Annotated in this window: 21 protein-coding genes; 16 read left to right on the forward strand and 5 right to left on the reverse strand. The window is 40.1% G+C overall.

The features are described 5' to 3' along the window. Window positions 1–206: 206 nt before the first annotated feature. From ACQKKK_RS25435 to ACQKKK_RS25450, 4 genes are read left to right on the forward strand one after another with little or no spacing between them, the layout of a single operon-like run. Window positions 207–638 carry a YlbD family protein gene (locus ACQKKK_RS25435; RefSeq protein ID WP_427619900.1) on the forward strand — a complete coding sequence of 144 codons (432 nt, stop codon included), beginning with the start codon at window positions 207–209 and terminating at the stop codon, window positions 636–638. Between the two features lie 12 nt (window positions 639–650). Then, the gene (locus tag ACQKKK_RS25440) at window positions 651–893 is read left to right on the forward strand and encodes a YlbE-like family protein (protein WP_427619901.1); all 243 of its coding nucleotides are present in this window, start codon (window positions 651–653) and stop codon (window positions 891–893) included. Window positions 894–953: 60 nt separating this feature from the next. Beyond that, window positions 954–1,379: a hypothetical protein gene (locus tag ACQKKK_RS25445; RefSeq protein ID WP_427619902.1), complete on the forward strand. Its 426-nt coding sequence runs from the start codon at window positions 954–956 to the stop codon at window positions 1,377–1,379. 60 nt (window positions 1,380–1,439) lie between these two features. After that, window positions 1,440–1,889 carry a YlbF family regulator gene (locus ACQKKK_RS25450; protein WP_125162517.1) on the forward strand — a complete coding sequence of 150 codons (450 nt, stop codon included), beginning with the start codon at window positions 1,440–1,442 and terminating at the stop codon, window positions 1,887–1,889. A gap of 214 nt (window positions 1,890–2,103) precedes the next feature. Here ACQKKK_RS25450 and ACQKKK_RS25455 read toward each other — a convergent pair whose 3' ends face one another. Further along, window positions 2,104–2,427, reverse strand: coding sequence for a hypothetical protein (locus ACQKKK_RS25455; protein WP_427619903.1), 324 nt, complete (start codon window positions 2,425–2,427; stop codon window positions 2,104–2,106). 137 nt (window positions 2,428–2,564) lie between these two features. On the opposite strand from ACQKKK_RS25455, the gene ACQKKK_RS25460 reads away from it, so the two are divergent. Further along, a complete protein-coding gene (locus tag ACQKKK_RS25460) occupies window positions 2,565–2,840 on the forward strand; it encodes a YlbG family protein (RefSeq protein WP_048684554.1) in 276 nt (91 codons plus the stop codon). 53 nt (window positions 2,841–2,893) lie between these two features. Here ACQKKK_RS25460 and ACQKKK_RS25465 read toward each other — a convergent pair whose 3' ends face one another. After that, entirely contained in the window at window positions 2,894–3,283 is a 390-nt protein-coding gene (locus ACQKKK_RS25465) for a DUF7147 family protein (RefSeq protein WP_427619904.1), read from the reverse strand. 471 nt (window positions 3,284–3,754) lie between these two features. On the opposite strand from ACQKKK_RS25465, the gene rsmD reads away from it, so the two are divergent. Then, the gene (rsmD, locus tag ACQKKK_RS25470) at window positions 3,755–4,330 is read left to right on the forward strand and encodes a 16S rRNA (guanine(966)-N(2))-methyltransferase RsmD (protein ID WP_427619915.1); all 576 of its coding nucleotides are present in this window, start codon (window positions 3,755–3,757) and stop codon (window positions 4,328–4,330) included. Beyond that, entirely contained in the window at window positions 4,331–4,822 is a 492-nt protein-coding gene (gene coaD, locus ACQKKK_RS25475; RefSeq protein WP_427619905.1) for a pantetheine-phosphate adenylyltransferase, read from the forward strand. A 41-nt stretch (window positions 4,823–4,863) separates the two neighbouring features. On the opposite strand, the gene ylbJ is transcribed toward coaD, so the two are convergent. Beyond that, window positions 4,864–6,081 carry a sporulation integral membrane protein YlbJ gene (gene ylbJ / locus ACQKKK_RS25480; protein WP_427619906.1) on the reverse strand — a complete coding sequence of 406 codons (1,218 nt, stop codon included), beginning with the start codon at window positions 6,079–6,081 and terminating at the stop codon, window positions 4,864–4,866. Between the two features lie 289 nt (window positions 6,082–6,370). Between ylbJ and ACQKKK_RS25485 the strand changes: the two genes are divergently transcribed. Then, window positions 6,371–7,168: a patatin-like phospholipase family protein gene (locus ACQKKK_RS25485; protein ID WP_427619907.1), complete on the forward strand. Its 798-nt coding sequence runs from the start codon at window positions 6,371–6,373 to the stop codon at window positions 7,166–7,168. Beyond that, entirely contained in the window at window positions 7,158–8,183 is a 1,026-nt protein-coding gene (locus ACQKKK_RS25490; RefSeq protein WP_427619908.1) for a SepM family pheromone-processing serine protease, read from the forward strand. Before ACQKKK_RS25485 ends, ACQKKK_RS25490 begins: the two co-directional genes overlap by 11 nt. 91 nt (window positions 8,184–8,274) lie before the next feature. On the opposite strand, the gene ACQKKK_RS25495 is transcribed toward ACQKKK_RS25490, so the two are convergent. After that, complete coding sequence (locus tag ACQKKK_RS25495) at window positions 8,275–9,480, reverse strand: nucleotidyltransferase (protein ID WP_427619909.1); 1,206 nt, start codon at window positions 9,478–9,480, stop codon at window positions 8,275–8,277. Window positions 9,481–9,697: 217 nt separating this feature from the next. Here ACQKKK_RS25495 and ACQKKK_RS25500 point away from each other — a divergent pair, with 217 nt between their 5' ends. From ACQKKK_RS25500 to ACQKKK_RS25515, 4 genes are all read left to right on the forward strand, one after another. Then, a complete protein-coding gene (locus ACQKKK_RS25500; protein WP_048684570.1) occupies window positions 9,698–10,219 on the forward strand; it encodes a YceD family protein in 522 nt (173 codons plus the stop codon). Window positions 10,220–10,284: 65 nt separating this feature from the next. Next, window positions 10,285–10,458, forward strand: coding sequence for a 50S ribosomal protein L32 (gene rpmF, locus ACQKKK_RS25505; protein WP_034313929.1), 174 nt, complete (start codon window positions 10,285–10,287; stop codon window positions 10,456–10,458). A gap of 157 nt (window positions 10,459–10,615) precedes the next feature. Further along, window positions 10,616–11,371, forward strand: coding sequence for an enoyl-CoA hydratase/isomerase family protein (locus ACQKKK_RS25510; protein WP_427619916.1), 756 nt, complete (start codon window positions 10,616–10,618; stop codon window positions 11,369–11,371). Window positions 11,372–11,449: 78 nt separating this feature from the next. After that, complete coding sequence (locus ACQKKK_RS25515) at window positions 11,450–12,070, forward strand: RsfA family transcriptional regulator (protein ID WP_427619910.1); 621 nt, start codon at window positions 11,450–11,452, stop codon at window positions 12,068–12,070. Between the two features lie 42 nt (window positions 12,071–12,112). Here the strand turns inward: ACQKKK_RS25515 and ACQKKK_RS25520 are convergent, their stop codons facing one another. After that, the gene (locus ACQKKK_RS25520) at window positions 12,113–12,601 is read right to left on the reverse strand and encodes an N-acetyltransferase (protein WP_427619911.1); all 489 of its coding nucleotides are present in this window, start codon (window positions 12,599–12,601) and stop codon (window positions 12,113–12,115) included. A 468-nt stretch (window positions 12,602–13,069) separates the two neighbouring features. On the opposite strand from ACQKKK_RS25520, the gene ACQKKK_RS25525 reads away from it, so the two are divergent. From ACQKKK_RS25525 to bshC, 3 genes are all read left to right on the forward strand, one after another. Beyond that, the gene (locus ACQKKK_RS25525; RefSeq protein ID WP_427619912.1) at window positions 13,070–13,954 is read left to right on the forward strand and encodes a 2-dehydropantoate 2-reductase; all 885 of its coding nucleotides are present in this window, start codon (window positions 13,070–13,072) and stop codon (window positions 13,952–13,954) included. A 4-nt stretch (window positions 13,955–13,958) separates the two neighbouring features. Beyond that, the gene (locus ACQKKK_RS25530) at window positions 13,959–14,351 is read left to right on the forward strand and encodes a DUF3397 domain-containing protein (RefSeq protein ID WP_427619913.1); all 393 of its coding nucleotides are present in this window, start codon (window positions 13,959–13,961) and stop codon (window positions 14,349–14,351) included. A gap of 109 nt (window positions 14,352–14,460) precedes the next feature. Then, window positions 14,461–16,089, forward strand: coding sequence for a bacillithiol biosynthesis cysteine-adding enzyme BshC (gene bshC, locus ACQKKK_RS25535; protein WP_427619914.1), 1,629 nt, complete (start codon window positions 14,461–14,463; stop codon window positions 16,087–16,089). The last annotated feature ends 204 nt before the right edge of the window (window positions 16,090–16,293 follow it).

Consider the following 16,293-nt stretch of genomic DNA (forward strand, 5'->3'; position numbering starts at 1 on the left):
TACAAGTGGTGTTTTTTAGGCATGATCATTGTAAGTGTCTTCCCCTGTTGGAAAACATCCGTATTTAATTCACTTACATCTGGCATGAAAATACATTCTTTTTTACTATATGAAATCCAATTGCATTTGAAGAGAAATATGATGCACTTTTTATTTACTTTTAGCATATGGTGCAATAGGCGATGTCTAAGTGTGAGGTGAGAGTAATGGCAAAAAGAAAGCGCCCCTCCGTCGATCGATTTCGGGAGTTTGTCAAGGAGCATCCTTATTTAGTGAATGAAGTGAGAAACAAACAAGCAACATGGCAGGAACTTTTTGAAGAATGGTATTTACTCGGAGAAGATCATCCACGCTGGCAGGCTAATGTAAGCGTGGATGAGTCCAAAGTGAATTCAGAATCCCCATCACCGCCGGTAGAAAAGGAAGACCAAAGTACTGAGTTGATCGGTTCGTTAATGAGTGCAGTTAAAAATATGGATATGGGCCAGATTCAACAATATATTACAAATGCCAATCAGGCCATTGGGGCAATCCAAGGAGTGCTATCTGCTTTCCAAGGGAATAAATCAGATGATACCAGTCCCCCTAAAAAAGAAAGGGAGCAGAGAGCTAACCCTTTTTTATTCACAAAAGATTAAGGAGGGTTTTTCATGCGCCAGAATATATATGAATTCATTCAAACGAACGAAGATATGCGAAATTACTTGAGGATTCAACCTGCTTGGTACAAAAGGTTAATGCGTAATCCTCATGAAGTGGATGAATTTGAAACTGAAGCTAAATATTTTTTTGAGAAGTCGATTCCACATCGGGTTTCTAAATTTTCAGAAAGCGTTCAGGTTGCTTCCATGATGCTTCATATGTTTCAAGCGATGAATACTCCGGGAGAATGAAGAAAAAAAGAGTAAATTACTCCTTTTGGCGAACAATAAAGGCAAAAGGGGGACGATGTTATGAGAAAGTTGATTGTGGTTCTAACAGTGTTGATGGCAGCATCGGGGTGTGGAAAGAAAATACCGGAACCTGAAAATTCAGGAGTAGCCCTACAAGGTGAACCTTCCCTTAAAGCTGCCACCACTGTATCGAGCGTCCGAAACTCAGATGAGGACTTTCGGTTAAAAACTTTTGTGAAAGGCAACTCTGTCTATGTGGAGTGCTACTTGAAAAACTATGTGTTTTCTGAAACGAATTCTGAACAATTGGCAACTGTTTCTGTATTTATTGATAATCAAAAGAAAGTCGATATGAGAACGGCTGCATTTATCTTAAAGGATGTCCCGAATGGCATGCATAAAATTAAGCTGGAGATTTTGAATGCTTCAGGTGAAAAAACAGGGCTTCAAAAAGAGTTCGAGGTACATATCACTTCCTCGATTTAATCAAACCATTAGCATGTGTAAGGGAGAAATGGTAAAATGGTGATGGAGGTGAGCTTGTTTATGCTTGCTACTATGGAAATCATCGACATTTTACAACAGGCTGACGGATTAGCTGAAATGATTCTTCATTCTGAAATAGGGGAAGAATATCTCCTTAGTTTATATAAATTACAGAGCGACAAAGAGGCACAGCGGAAAATTTCCAAGTTTACTTCACTAAAGGATCTATTTGAAGATGTTCAAAGGTTCGGTAAATATCATCCGGATTATAAGCGTATCAATTTAGAAACAAGGGAAGCTAAACGAGACATGGATATGCATCCAGCCGTTGCCGAGTTTAAGCGGGCGGAGACCGAATTGCAATCCGTTCTTGATGAAATAAGCGGAAGAATAGGACGAGCGGTTTCCGAACAGGTCAAAACCCCTGCGGGCAATCCATTTTTTGTATCATCAGGTGGATGTTCAACGGGAAGTTGCGGAACCGGCGGAAGTTGTGGATGCTCGGCTTAAAGAAATAGCCAGATCATAACAATTATTTGTCGGCTTTTATAGAAAGAACCTGCAGCCATCGAAATTCGATATTATTTCGGAGTTCGGTGGCTGTTTCATGTACGGCACCTTCTTCAGAAAGTGGGAGGAAAATATCCTTCTTTGAACCTTACACCAGTTTTTCGCCTTTTTTATATTCTGGATACGTTACAAATGCGATTGAAGACTGAAGGGGTTAACTTCGGTATAGGATACAGTCCGGACAAAGATTACCGCAGCAAAACATCTTTTGCTGCGGCACATAAAAACGGTGACGGAATACATATAAAGGTTCTTCATGCCGTACGAATATGGTTTCACAATGGAGCTGCTTGCCACGCATTGAAAGGCCTGCGGCTTTTTTTATTATGAGAGAAAGTTTACTTTTATCATTTTGTGCCGGATGAAAATCGATATATAAAAATGGTATACCTGTGAATTTTTTTATCGAAGCTTGGGTAATTTCATCATTATCTAATAGATGATCCATAAATTGATGCCAAATTTGGTCTAAATCCATCGTTTTTCCGGCTCCCTTCACAGTATGTATATTCATAATAGTAAGAGAATTTCGTTTATAATCTTTTTTCTTGGTTGAAAGTAAAGATTCTGCTATGCTACACTTAGTTAAAACCTTTATAAAAGGGAGTTATTGATATGCTTGGAGCGAGACAGGGAATCATCGTCTATTTACATACATTAAAGCAAGCCAAAATGCTAAGGAAATTTGGGAATATCCATTATGTTTCAAAAAAGTTGAAATATGTAGTCCTTTATACGAATATGGATGAAGTGGAGCCACTGGTGGAAAAACTGAATAATTATTCGTTCGTAAAAAAAGTGGACCTTTCTTACAAGCCTTTTTTGAAGGTGGAATTCGAAAACTCCAAACCGGATAAAGCGAAAGAATATGATTATAAAATGGGGATTTAAAAAAAGCTGACTCTTGCGGAGTCAGCTTTTTTCAATTAGTGCATCAATATCTCTCAACCTAGTGGAGGCAGATATCTATTCATTCGCAAAATCCCGATTAAGTGTTGGTAGTACAACTCGATTTCTGCAAAGAGCACCGAAGGTTTTACATCGATTTCGATTATGGATTTGTCTAGTTCCTCCGCCAAACCCTCAAAAAGCTCATAGCGTTTGTTTTTGTTTGCATGAGGGTTCGGTATACCTTCACGGCAAATGTAAAGCGGCTGGAATTTCCCTGGATCTGTAGGCTGCATGACGATAACCAATGACGTTACCTTTTTATCATTTATTGTTGTATGCAGGGCCAAAAGCCTTGCAACTCGATGTTTCTGATTGCGTCCTACTTCCAACAACTCATATATATCGGAATATCCTTGTCCAAGTTCAATAAAACGTTGAATCAATTAAACCTCTCCTAACTACCTTATTAATCATTACTTTATCATTATCCCTCATAAAAGAGAAGGACAACTTCATTGACGAATCATGAAAAAGAAACCTAGGTATCAGAGGTTTTGTCAATAAAAAAAGCCCTGCAAAAATTTGCAGGGTCCTTCTATGTCTAAATAAGGACCAGAAGGCAAAGGGAGAGGAGAAACCGGAGGAAGAACTTATGGGGAAACGTAAGCCTTCTCCGCGGTTGGCAACAACACCTAAAAAGGAATGTTGTTATTCATATTATTACCAAAAACCACTTTGTTATTCAAAATGTAGGTGATTTATAAAAAGAATGGAAATCATCTATCCAATGTACGAAATGATAAGTTGATTTTCATCTTGCAATTGAAGGAAATGGCTTTTATTATTGGCTAGCTTTTTCTAATATGTTAGGATAGGAAAGTAACAGAAATTTGTCATAAAATGTGGTGAGAATGATGAGGGTCGTTTCCGGAATTTGCAAAGGAAGACCACTTAAGGCTGTACCGGGTACAGGAACCCGGCCGACTACTGATAAAGTCAAGGAATCCATTTTCAATATGATTGGTCCTTATTTCGAAGGAGGGCAAGTTCTGGACTTGTTTGCCGGGAGCGGTGGACTGGGAATTGAAGCGTTAAGCAGGGGCATGGATAAAGCCATATTTGTTGACCGGGATTTTAAAGCAAATCAAACGGTTAAGGCCAATTTGGAACTATGTAAGTTTTCAAATCGTGCTGAAGTTTATAAAAATGATTCAGAGCGTGCATTGAAAGCTTTGGTGAAAAGGGAAATGACTTTTGAATTAATTTTTCTTGATCCACCTTATAAGAAACAAAAGCTTGTGGAGATTCTTGAAGAAATACATAAATACCGATTGCTGAGCGATATGGGATATATTGTTTGTGAACATGGCCATGATGTTACATTGCCAGAAAGAGTTGGCGATTTTACCGTTAAGAGAAAAGAGGTTTATGGCGTCATTGCTGTTACGATTTATCACTGGGGAAACGTACACGAACAGGGGGAACTATGAATGTCCAAAATAGCGATTTGTCCGGGGAGTTTTGATCCAATAACATTTGGTCATCTTGATATCATTCAAAGGGGAGCGAATGTTTTTGATGAAGTGTATGTGGTCATCGTGAACAATTCAGCGAAAAATTCACTGTTCACAGTGGAGGAGAGGCTGGAATTGATTACTGAAGCCACGGCCCATATGTCAAATGTTAAAGTGGATTTCTATCAAGGATTGACGGTCGACTATGCTGAAAGCGTTTCCGCGAATGCTATTATCAGGGGTCTAAGGGCGACTTCCGACTTTGAATATGAAATGCAGGGAACTTCAATGAACCGATTCCTTAACAGTAAAATAGAGTCATTCTTTATCATGACGAAAAATCAATATTCTTTCTTAAGTTCAAGTATCGTGAAAGAGGTTGCGAAATATGGCGGGGATATCTCTGAATTAGTGCCACCTGTTGTCCAGAAAGCTCTTTCCAAAAAATACGGGGAACAAAAAGAATAGAAAAAAGAGCATTGCTAACTGCGCAATGCTCTTTTTTCGGTTTAAGAAGGGCCTTTGAACAGCCTTTTGGTAAATATGATGATGTATAGGATCAAAAACGCGAGGGTAAGAATAGGACCGAAATCAAGCATGTTCTGATAAAGGGAATGCGCATGTTCACCAGATCCACTGACTGGGAAGGCGTGTATTGGGATGCCGCTGTACCTATTGCCATTATAGAATGGTTCCCAAAGCAAGACGGTGATTATGGATGCCACAAGGCCATGTACTATCCTAGCCAGAAAAAAGGGAGTGAAACGAATGTCTGTTGCGGCTATGATGCTGGCAACTTGCGCTTGAATGCTGAATCCGTTGAAAGCCAAGATGAAGCTTGTCATCACAGTTTGCTGAAAGAGATTTGCATTTTCGACCGAACTGGTTAATTTTGAACCAAGAGTCATTTCAAACATGCCTGATATGAACGGTAGGCTTAAGGAATCCGGGAAATTAAAAATATGTAAAATCCCTCCGACCAACGATGCGAGCAATCCGGTAATGTTCATGTGAAATAAAAGTTTGTTGACCACCGAAAAGAGTATAATGAATCCTCCAATCATTAATAGGGTTTGAATGGATGAGATGACTGCATCTCCAAGTAAACTGCCAAATGGTCTTTTTTCTTTTATTCGGGTTCGGTGCATCTGGCTAAACGCTTGTCTAATGGAGGGAAGCTTGGTCATTACTTTTGTATGGGATTTTTCTTCTTTCCAACGGTAAAAACGCATCATGATGCCTACACAAAAGTTTCCTAGGTAGTGGGAAAGCGCAAGGATGATCCCTAAATGAGGATTGTGGAAAAACCCTACGGCAACGGCAACGAACAGGAACAATGGATTTGATGAATTAGTAAAACAAACAAGTCTTTCAGCTTCAATCCGGGTCAATTGTTCCTCCTGACGCAGCCTTACAGTGAACTTCGCTCCAGCTGGAAACCCTGATGCAAGTCCCATTGCCCAAACAAACCCGCCCACTCCTGGTACACGGAACAATGGACGCATAAATGGTTCGAGAATGACGCCGATGAACCTAACAACCCCAAAACTGATTAATAACTCCGATAAAATCAAGAAAGGCAGAAGAGAAGGGAAAACAATTTTCCACCACATATTCAGCCCGCTTTTGGAAGCTTCAAAAGATTCTTGGGGGAAGATGATCAAGCCAACTGCCATCATCGTGGCGGAGGTAGCTAACACTACTGTTTTAGATTTTGATTTTAGCAAAATTCAGCCTCCTCTTGAAGGTTACTAAATAAGGGCAGTCCGTTTCGTATATAATAAAATATGAACTTCCTTTTCTCGAAAAGTAAGGTACAGGATGGAACGTGGATTGTACCGACTTGAAATGAAGATGATCCGTACAATGGAAATTTCAATGTAGCCATTCAATTACATGGCTATAGGCTTTTTCTGCAATGCTTGTTTCACTGTCAATATAAATAATATGCTTCTATAAATCCGTTTAAGACCATAACTTTGAATGAGTGTTATTTCAGCGGGAGGGGGGATATCTTTGTCGAAACCAAAGGTCGGGCTTGCACTTGGGTCAGGAGGAGCTAGGGGGTTTGCACATATTGGTGTGATAAAGGTATTACAGCAAGAAGGCATTCCGATAGATATGATTGCTGGAAGCAGCATGGGGGCTATGGTTGCGGCCTTTTATGGAGCAGGTTCGGATATCGAGAGGCTGTATAAGTTGTCCCGTGCATTTAAGCGAAAGTATTATTTAGACTTTACCATCCCTAAAATGGGCCTCATTTCAGGTAAACGGACAAAGGATTTAATCAGGGTATTTACATATGGTAAGAAATTTGAAGAACTCGATATTCCTGTGGCAGTGGTCGCCACTGATATAAAAACGGGGGAAAAGGTCATTTTTCAGGAAGGTCCCATCGCTCCAGCTGTAAGGGCAAGCATCTCCATTCCGGGCATTTTCATTCCCGAAAAAATTGGAAATCGACTGCTTGTTGATGGCGGGGTTGTTGACAGGGTCCCTGTTTCCGTCGTGAAGGATATGGGAGCCGATATCATAATTGGAGTGGATGTAGCCCACGTGAAACAGGATATGGAGATAAACTCAATCTATGATGTCATCATGCAAAGCCTCGATATCCTGCAAATGGAGCTGGTTAAAAGCAGGGAGTTTGCTTCAGACGTCATGATCCGCCCCAGGGTTGAGAAATACAGCTCGAAATCATTTACAAACGTTCAGGAAATAATTAGTATTGGAGAAGAAGCTGCAAGAGGAAAAATAGATCAAATTAAGCAAAGCATTGTTACTTGGAAGGAGTCCTTTGAAAATGAGCCGTAAAATGTATGTACGCACTTTCCTGGTGGTGGCTATACTTCTCATAGCATCAGCCCTTTATTCCCTACCTTTTTATGTATCAAAACCAGGAATGGCTAAAGAATTGGAGCCAATCATAGAGGTTTCCGGAGGAGATGAAGCGAAAGGCAGCTTTATGTTAACCACTGTAAGGATGGGCCGGGCGAATATTTATTCCTATATGCTGGCGAAGTGGAGCAAATATCAGGAGCTTTATCCAGAGACCTCCATTCGAAGCGAAGATGAAACAGATGAAGAATATAATATCAGGCAGCTTCACTTAATGGATGAATCTAAAAATAATGCCATTCAGATAGCATATGAAAAAGCAGGGAAAGAAGTCGATTACGAGTACCTGGGTGTTTATGTTTTGGACGTGCTTAAAGGAATGCCGGCAGCTAAAGAACTGAAAGCGGGCGACCAAATCATTCAGGTCGATAATGTTAATTTCAAGTCTGCACAGGAATTCATGGATTACATTAACAGAAAAAAAGCTGGAGATGAAGTGAAAATAGTGTATAAGCGGGAGGAGACGAAGAAAACAGCCGTTCTTTCATTGCAGCCTTTTAAAGATGACCCAAATAGGGTTGGAATAGGCATTTCGCTTGATGATAACCGAAAAGTGATCACAAAACCGGCGATTGCCATAGATTCAGAACAAATAGGCGGACCTTCTGCCGGTTTAATGTTTTCTTTGGAGATTTATAATCAATTAACAGAAGGCGACCTTACAAAAGGATATGATATTGCCGGTACAGGAACGATGTCGGATGATGGGACAGTCGGTCCAATTGGCGGGATTCAACAGAAAATAGTGGCTGCAGATAAATCTGGGGCCGAAATATTCTTTGCCCCAAATGAAAACGGAGTGGCTGGTTCGAATTATGAAGATGCACTCATTGCAGCAAAGGACATTGAAACGGACATGAAGATCGTTCCGGTTGACAACTTTGAGGATGCTTTGGCCTATTTAACGAATCTAAAAGAAAAAGAAAAATAAAAAAAAGCGCAGGCAGTCATCTACTGTTTGCGCTTTTTTTTGATTAGCTGATTTTATATTTAAGGATGGGGCAGGCCAAGTTTAAAGCACTTCATTTGATAATGATGGGGGCTTCATATTCCCGTTTCATCAAGTCAGCTTGATACGGTTCGGACAAGCCCAATGCATACACCTGTGCCGCTCGTAAGTCCATATCGATGTCCTGCTTCTGATAGGACGAAAGTTTAGAGATGAGCGGGAGAGGTAAGCCTTTTTTTACGGTACGAAGATATTCTTGTCCCCGGCCATTCATGCCAAGAAGTCTGATATAGGATGGTTGGTCATTGTGAATCACTTGTTCCTTTAATGTATGAGTCAATACATGGACACACATCCGCTGAAGTCGTGTCCATGTATACCGTTTTGTCTTCAGAGCGGCCATGAATCCAGTAAAGCTCGAAGATTGTTTGGCAATCTCCTTTATTCGGTGTTCTATGCCTTCCTCGATTTCGTAAATCTCTGCCAATTCGATTAAAGGGGAAGACAGGATTCGGTATTTCAACATTGTCCAATACATTTCCCAGTCATGTAGGGCATGATAGTTCGATAAATATTGCTCAAGAGCACTCATTGTCGACTGAGGAATATAACTGGAAACAGGATCCAATTCCTGGTGTTCATGGATGGCTTTACGTATCCCGGTTGCGCTGGCAATAGGGTCTTTAGACAACTTTGTTTCATGGTATCCGGCAGCAACCCTTTGAATCGTATAAGGGCGAATGGAAAAGCCGTTAGACAGGGCAGCACTTACATATTCCTTTCCAAGAATATTATTAGGCTTCGTCAAATCCAGTGCCGCATCTCCATTGGTGATCAATCGATAGGCCTGGGCAGCACTGGACGGATAACTATTACCGGCATCCATGTACGATTTAATGGCGGCGTCGAATGCAGCGGAATTATCTGTAAGAATTCTATGGGCGGTGATGAATGGTTCAATTCTGCCATCCTCACTTCCGAAGCAAAAAGAGTCACAGCCAAGGGATTCCAAAAGAGAGATAGATCCTTTTGCAAATATCTCCGCCTTCTGTGTTGCAAAAGCATAGGGAAGCTCGATGACAAGATCTATGCCGCCATTCAAGGCCATTTCGGCACGTTTCCACTTGCTGACGATAGCAGGCTCGCCACGTTGTAAAAAGGGCCCGCTCATAACTGCCACCACAATATCTGCCCCTGTTTTTTCTCTACTTTCTCTTGCATGTAAAACATGTCCATTATGAAAAGGGTTATATTCGACAACTAAACCGCAAGCTTTCATTCGTTCACCTCAGAGAAAAACTTTGTATTTTTTCAACTTAGTGCTAAAATAGTATTTCAAGTAAAATTACTATAATGTTCGTCTTGATTTTTTGTTTGAAAAGATTCTTAACCTTGGATAATCAGTTAGGATGACTACATTATAGTGTAAAGAAAAAATATTGACAAACTTATAATTGAAAGCTATAATTATTTTTGTTGCCTTGAGGTGATTTCATTTGAAATGGACAATTAGTCAACTTCAAAAAATTCGGGACAAAGATTTACGGTTTGATGAACTGGTGGATGTCTTAGACATTAGAGAAAGAGACCCGCAAATTCGCGATGTTTCTCCGATTAGAGTAGCAGGAAGAGCTGATATAAGCTCGACCGAGATTACTTTTCACTTGCATCTTTCAGGTGAATTAACATTACCTTGCTCCCGTACACTGGTAGACGTTAAATATCCGATTGATATTGATACAAAGGAAACCTTTCTTTTAAAGGCAGATGGCACTGATTTCTACGGAGATGATGTCACTGTTGTGGAAGGTGACGTTGTAGACCTTATACCGGTAATTAAAGAAAATTTATTGCTAGAAATTCCGATGCAGGTTTTTTGTGAGGATGTCGATTCGAATGAAGCTGCTCCTCAATCTGGGAAAGACTGGGCTGTTATTTCTGAAGAAGAAAATGAGCATAAGGTTGATCCGAGATTTGCAAAGCTTGCCGACTTTTTTGACAACAATAAAGAATCTTGATTGGAACGAAAAATCGCTAATCCGATTTTTCCAGCTTTTTTATATTTTTTAAGGAGGTGGGAATAATGGCTGTACCTTTTAGAAGAACGTCGAAAACTGTAAAAAGAAAACGTCGTACACACTTCAAGCTTCAAGTACCTGGTATGGTAGAATGCCCGAGCTGTGGTGGAATGACTCTTTCACATCACGTTTGTAAAGAATGTGGAACATATAAAGGAAAAGAAGTTGTCGCAAAATAATTTCTTGACCTACTTGAGAGCTTTGCTTTCTTGATGCAACACGCTAATCAAAGCGCAGAGATATATCTCTGTGCTTTTTTTGCAAACTTTTTTGGCAGAATATTTGGAATCATCTATATTTGGTGATGACTTTGGAGAAGGTGAATACGTGTATCGGATGATTAAAGTTGAAAAGGATTTACGGGGTTTCATGAAGGTCCTAATTAATAGACCGGAGAAAAGGAATGCCGTGAATTATCAATTGATGGACGAACTTAAGTCAATATTGTCAGAAGCGGCACGCGATGACGAAGTTAAGTTACTGGTCCTGACAGGGGCGGGCTCTGAGGCATTCTGTTCAGGTGGGGATTTAAGTGAATTTCAGGATTTGCATACAGAAGAAGAGGCCTTTACTATGTTATCGAAAATGGGGGAAATACTTTATACACTAGCAGTTTTTCCTAAACCAACATTTGCGCTCATTAACGGAAGCGCAGTCGGCGGGGGATGCGAAATAGCGACAGCTTGTGATTTCAGATTGGCAAAGAGCGGGGTTAAACTGGGATTTGTACAAGGAACTCTAGGAATTACGACTGGCTGGGGCGGTGCTTCACTTTTGCTTGAAAAAATACCAGAGCAAAAAGCGCTAAAGCTATTATTGGATGCAAAAATACATAAAGCTGAGGAAGCAAAGGAATTTGGTTTCGTAGATGAGATAGTCGGAGAAGGATTGGATGGGTGGGAGAAGTTCGCAGAAGATTTTCTTCGCCATGAGACAGGGGTATTGATGGCTTATAAAAGATTGTTGGTCCATAAATGGGAGGATAGCGGGCTTAGAGGAAGAATGGATGCGGAAATCCGGGAATGTTCTAAACTGTGGGCGAGTGATGAGCATCATGCTGCGGTTGCCCGTTTTTTAAATAAGAAAAAATAAATATTACACCCTCTATATATCTTCTATCTTTCCTAGCATGTGCATATTATGAATTAAAACTTGCTGGGAGGTAGAGAGATGTCGATTGCGAGACAAGATGCATGGACTCACGATGAAGATTTGTTGTTGGCTGAAGTGGTGCTAAGGCATATACGGGAAGGCAGTACACAATTAAAGGCTTTTGAAGAAGTGGGGAAACAGTTATCGAGGACATCGGCTGCATGTGGATTCCGTTGGAATTCATTTGTAAGGAAGCAATATAAATCAGGGATTGAGCTGGCAAAAAAACAAAGGAAAGAACAGGTAGTCAATGATCCTGATTCGGAAAGGGATCCCGTTGCAGTGGTGGAAAATAACACTATTGAACAAAAATCGCTCCAGGAGGAAGGAAAAGAATCTATTACCCTCCAGGAAGTTATATTATATTTAACCAAAATGGATGAATTCTTTCAGCTTGTAAATAAGGAAAAAGAACGGATTTTTGAGCGATCCCTATTTCTTGACCGAGAAAATGGCCGATTACTGGAAGAGAATTCACTGCTTAAAGAAAACTTGAAAGCGGTTGAGGAAGATTATCGGGCGTTAATGCAGATTATGGAGCGGGCAAGAAAGCTTAGTGTACAAGAAGATGAAAAAACGAATCCCAAGGTGAGTTTTCAAATGGATAAGAATGGTAATTTAGAAAGAGTAAATAAATAAAAAATGCGGGTGGGAAAATCCGCCCGCATTTTCTATACTTCCTTATTCTTGTGTATCTATTTCTTTATTTTCTTGTTTGTCAAATGGGCTCCAAATCAGTGGGTTTTCTCCAAGGTCCCTTTCCATATCATAGGAAACTGCAGAAAAGCCCATCTTTTTCCAAAAGTCTTGTGAATGAACTCTTGGGTTGGTTTTGATAGGCATGTTCAGGCTTTTGGCGAATTCGACTAAAGCTTTTCCATAACCCTTTTTCTGATAGTTAGGCAGGACTTCAAGTTTCCAAAGAACAAGGAAGTCCCTTGAATTGTCAAAATATTGGTCGAATTTAGCGCTTCTTTTATACAGGCTCATCCGTGCTACAAGTTTGTCGCCATAAAAGATTCCATAAAAAGGTGACTGGCTGTCATTTTCAATGATGTTACCCTCTAAATCATCTAGCATTGACAGTTCCTGTATCCCATATTCTTTGAACTTTTTGAATTCCTCAAGCGTTTTAAAATTAACAAGTAATCGTTCCACCTTGTATTCCATAAAAAAGCTCCCCCTTAATTCTGATAAACCTCTTCCCATAGTACCCATTGAAAGTCATCCCACAGATCGTAACCATGTGGAATTCCAGCTAAAGGCTAAACCTAGTGTGACATCGACCGATTTATCCTTGCTGACTAAATGCTTACAGCCTTTTATCCCCCGCCCTATTCCCTTCGATTTCTCGCCGGTTGAGATTGGAGGTTCTTTGTTCCTATATAGTCTAAAGAATGTAAGCTTTTCCTATCTAATATACCATTAAATTATCGCTTAAAGAAGGAAATATATCTTCTAATGGGTATTTATAATTCTTTCCGTTGATTTTTATTGCGACCCTTGTTGATGGGCAGGGAACTTCATTTAAGCTGATTAGCGGGGTTTTCCAAAGTTGTTGATGTGAAAATTGATGCAGGATAAAAAAGATAATGTGTTAAAATAGTAAATATATTTCAAAAAGTAAGGAAGGTTATTATGAGAATTGGAATCATTGGGGGAGGGGCCATTGGGCTGCTGTTTGCATCTCGTTTGAGTGAAAAGCATAGAGTGACTCTTTATACCCGTACTTCGGAACAGGCCTCCATCATCAATCATGAGGGTATTCGTCTTATTGTGGATGGTGAAAGCCGTCTGCAGGCAGGCATCGTTTCTAAGAGCTTGGATGAGGGGATTTCGGATGAGGATCTTCTTATAATGGCCGTTAAGCAATATCACCTGCCGCAAATACTGCCTAGGATCAATGATATCCAGGTTCCATTGCTATTCTTGCAGAATGGCTACGGGCATATTTCTTATTTGAAGCAGCTTCAATCCCAAGCCATCTATGTGGGGGTAGTGGAGCATGGGGCATTAAAACATGATTTGAATACCGTAGAACACATTGGATTAGGTATTACAAGAATCGCTTCATTTAAAGGGGAACTTGAACAACTCTCGTTAGTTAATGAAATGTTCGATCAATTCCCCTTCGCTAAGAGTGAAGATTATCATACAATGCTGGTGGATAAGCTAGTCGTTAATTCAGTGATAAATCCACTAACAGCGATCCTTGCCGTGGAAAATGGCGGTCTAATCACTAATGCCTATTATTATCAATTGTTTCAAACCCTTTTTGAAGAAATCTCTGGTATTTTGGACATGCAAAATAGAACAGAGTCATTTGAACATGTGAAATCCGTTTGTATGGCGACAGCTGAAAATCGATCGTCGATGCTAACAGATTTAGAAAATGGCCGAAAAACGGAAGTTGATGCTATTTTGGGTCATATCCTCTCGGAGGCAAAGAGTAAAGGGAAAAATGATCGCCTGACGTCTTATCTATATAAGATGGTCAAAGGAAAAGAGTCTCAGGGGGGATGAGAGTGTGCCGAACGTTGTTTCTAGCCTTGCCGCGATATTCATTACCTTGCCTTTCGTAGGGTATATACTTTTTTTTATAAGTGCCAAACAATTCACTGGAAACCATAGGCGCTCCGTTCAATTTGCAATGGACATGAGTACGCTTCTGTTCGTATTATCCGTCCATTATTTAATTATTACAATTTGGGATAAGCAAATTCTTTGGGTGATCATGCTCATCATGATCATCAACGCACTCGTGGTGGTCCTTGTCCATTACAAGGTTAAAGAAGAAATCATTTTCCATAAGGTATTAAAGGGTTTTTGGAGAGTGAACTTCGCCTTCTTTTTCGTAGCTTATCTTCTGTTATTTTCCATTGGTTTAATTACAAGTATTACTAAGATATTGACTACATAACATAGAACATCGCATCAATTTTCTGCTGCTGGGCAACTTCTTTTGTTTTCTTAAACCGGAATGTTATACTCTAAAAAGAATTGTAGTTGCAGAGAAAGGGAGAACAGAAATGGAGATGAAAGATCTCGCGTTACCATCTTTAAACCGTTTTGCATCGGACTATTTACAAAACCGCCTTGAAACGGAGGATTATTTTCACTATGACTTGGCTAAGCCTGACATTTATCGCAATAGATATAATGAATTGATGAACCGCTCTTTTTTACGTGGTGAATTGTCGGATTACATACAACAATACATGTCTCGTCTTTCAAGCAGTGAGGCCGTTAAGGGAAATATTGAAAGGTTGCGCAGGGATGATTCCGTGGTTGTGATTGGAGGACAGCAAGCTGGGTTATTATCTGGTCCGTTATATACCATTCATAAAGTGATTTCGGTCATTAAGCTTGCGGAAGAACAGGAAAAAGAACTAGGGCAGCCAGTGATTCCAGTTTTTTGGATAGCTGGAGAAGATCATGATTTGGCTGAAGTGAATCATGTTTATGTAATGAAAAACGGTAAACCCTACAAAAAAACCTATCCTTCCTATCAGCCGTATAAAACAATGGTTTCTGATGTGGAACTGGAAACGGAAAAGGCAGAGAAGTGGTTTGAAGAAATCATTGAAACATATGGTGAAACGGCCTTTACGAATAAACTTCTGATTGATATGAAAGAAACCATTAGGCAATCAAAAACCTTCGTCGATTTTTTCGCCCAGCTGATTCATGAATGGTTCAAAGAATATGGCCTTTTACTAGTCGATGCGGGAGATCCGGAATTAAGGCGAATCGAGAGGGCCTACTTCGAATCGATGATCAATGAAAGTGAAAGGATTGCTGAAGTGGTCGAGGAACAGCAGTCATTCATGCATGCTAAAGGGTATGCAAAAATGATAGAAATGGATAAACAGGCAGCGAATTTATTTTATTATGATCCAGAAAAAAAAGACCGATGTTTACTCGAACGTGTAGAAGGTGGTTTCAGCGGGAAAAACGGCGAGGTATCTTTTTCCAGGCAGGAACTCCTGCTGATAGCTAAAAATCATCCAGAACGATTAAGCAACAATGTCATTACACGCCCACTTATGCAGGAAATGCTTTTCCCTGTTTTGGCTTTCATTTCTGGGCCAGGGGAAATAGCCTATTGGGCAGAATTAAAACAGGCTTTTGAGTTGTTTTCCATGAAGATGCCTCCGATCATTCCTAGGTTAAACATCACGCTTGTAGAGCGCAGTGTCCATGCGGATCTTGAAGAAATGGAACTCAGTTTGGAAACTGTTCTGACTGAAGGAACCGCTAATGCAGTAAAAAGTTATCTGGATTCCGTGAAAGATGAGACGATTGACCAGCTGTTTGGGATGCTGAAATCACAGCTTGAAGAGAACCATGGAAAGCTTTTTGTCCACGCTGTCTCTATAGATAAAGGACTTGAGCCAATGTTGAACAAAAACATTGAATTCATCCAAAAGCAACTGGATTTTATGTATGGGAAAATTGGTGACCGTACAAAGGAACGTCATTCGGTCATATTGAAAAAATATGAACGGATAGCAAATTCAATGTATCCTCTTGGATCACCCCAGGAGAGGATTTGGAATGTTTTTTATTACTTAAATCTATATGGACCAGAGTTCGTCCGGGATATCATGAAATTGGAATACCGGTTCAATAATCAGCATAAATTGATTTTCATGTAGAAAAACCATCCGTTTGGGGAAAAGTGGTGGCCTAATCATTTTGAATGAGGGTTTCCACATCCCTATCTGACGGAGGGGTTGAAAAATGGAAAAAAAGACAGGTGTTAACCCGAGGGCACTGAAAAAGTCCCTTCGGGCCAATAGAGGTAGATTTTCTCAGTTTATTCTGAGGAAATCTACCTTTTTTTGTTTTATAATCAAGGT

This window comes from Peribacillus sp. NPDC006672, from assembly GCF_050274955.1.
Classification (GTDB): domain Bacteria; phylum Bacillota; class Bacilli; order Bacillales; family DSM-1321; genus Peribacillus.

What these genes read in the sequence shown, in the direction of transcription:
- ACQKKK_RS25435 (WP_427619900.1), top strand. Translation starts at nt 207, where the DNA reads ATGGCAAAAAGAAAGCGCCCCTCCGTCGATCGATTTCGGGAGTTTGTC.
- ACQKKK_RS25440 (WP_427619901.1), top strand. Translation starts at nt 651, where the DNA reads ATGCGCCAGAATATATATGAATTCATTCAAACGAACGAAGATATGCGA.
- ACQKKK_RS25445 (WP_427619902.1), top strand. Translation starts at nt 954, where the DNA reads ATGAGAAAGTTGATTGTGGTTCTAACAGTGTTGATGGCAGCATCGGGG.
- ACQKKK_RS25450 (WP_125162517.1), top strand. Translation starts at nt 1,440, where the DNA reads ATGCTTGCTACTATGGAAATCATCGACATTTTACAACAGGCTGACGGA.
- ACQKKK_RS25455 (WP_427619903.1), bottom strand. Translation starts at nt 2,427, where the DNA reads ATGGATTTAGACCAAATTTGGCATCAATTTATGGATCATCTATTAGAT.
- ACQKKK_RS25460 (WP_048684554.1), top strand. Translation starts at nt 2,565, where the DNA reads ATGCTTGGAGCGAGACAGGGAATCATCGTCTATTTACATACATTAAAG.
- rsmD (WP_427619915.1), top strand. Translation starts at nt 3,755, where the DNA reads ATGAGGGTCGTTTCCGGAATTTGCAAAGGAAGACCACTTAAGGCTGTA.
- coaD (WP_427619905.1), top strand. Translation starts at nt 4,331, where the DNA reads ATGTCCAAAATAGCGATTTGTCCGGGGAGTTTTGATCCAATAACATTT.
- ACQKKK_RS25490 (WP_427619908.1), top strand. Translation starts at nt 7,158, where the DNA reads ATGAGCCGTAAAATGTATGTACGCACTTTCCTGGTGGTGGCTATACTT.
- ACQKKK_RS25495 (WP_427619909.1), bottom strand. Translation starts at nt 9,480, where the DNA reads ATGAAAGCTTGCGGTTTAGTTGTCGAATATAACCCTTTTCATAATGGA.
- rpmF (WP_034313929.1), top strand. Translation starts at nt 10,285, where the DNA reads ATGGCTGTACCTTTTAGAAGAACGTCGAAAACTGTAAAAAGAAAACGT.
- ACQKKK_RS25510 (WP_427619916.1), top strand. Translation starts at nt 10,616, where the DNA reads ATGATTAAAGTTGAAAAGGATTTACGGGGTTTCATGAAGGTCCTAATT.
- ACQKKK_RS25515 (WP_427619910.1), top strand. Translation starts at nt 11,450, where the DNA reads ATGTCGATTGCGAGACAAGATGCATGGACTCACGATGAAGATTTGTTG.
- ACQKKK_RS25520 (WP_427619911.1), bottom strand. Translation starts at nt 12,601, where the DNA reads ATGGAATACAAGGTGGAACGATTACTTGTTAATTTTAAAACGCTTGAG.
- ACQKKK_RS25525 (WP_427619912.1), top strand. Translation starts at nt 13,070, where the DNA reads ATGAGAATTGGAATCATTGGGGGAGGGGCCATTGGGCTGCTGTTTGCA.
- bshC (WP_427619914.1), top strand. Translation starts at nt 14,461, where the DNA reads ATGGAGATGAAAGATCTCGCGTTACCATCTTTAAACCGTTTTGCATCG.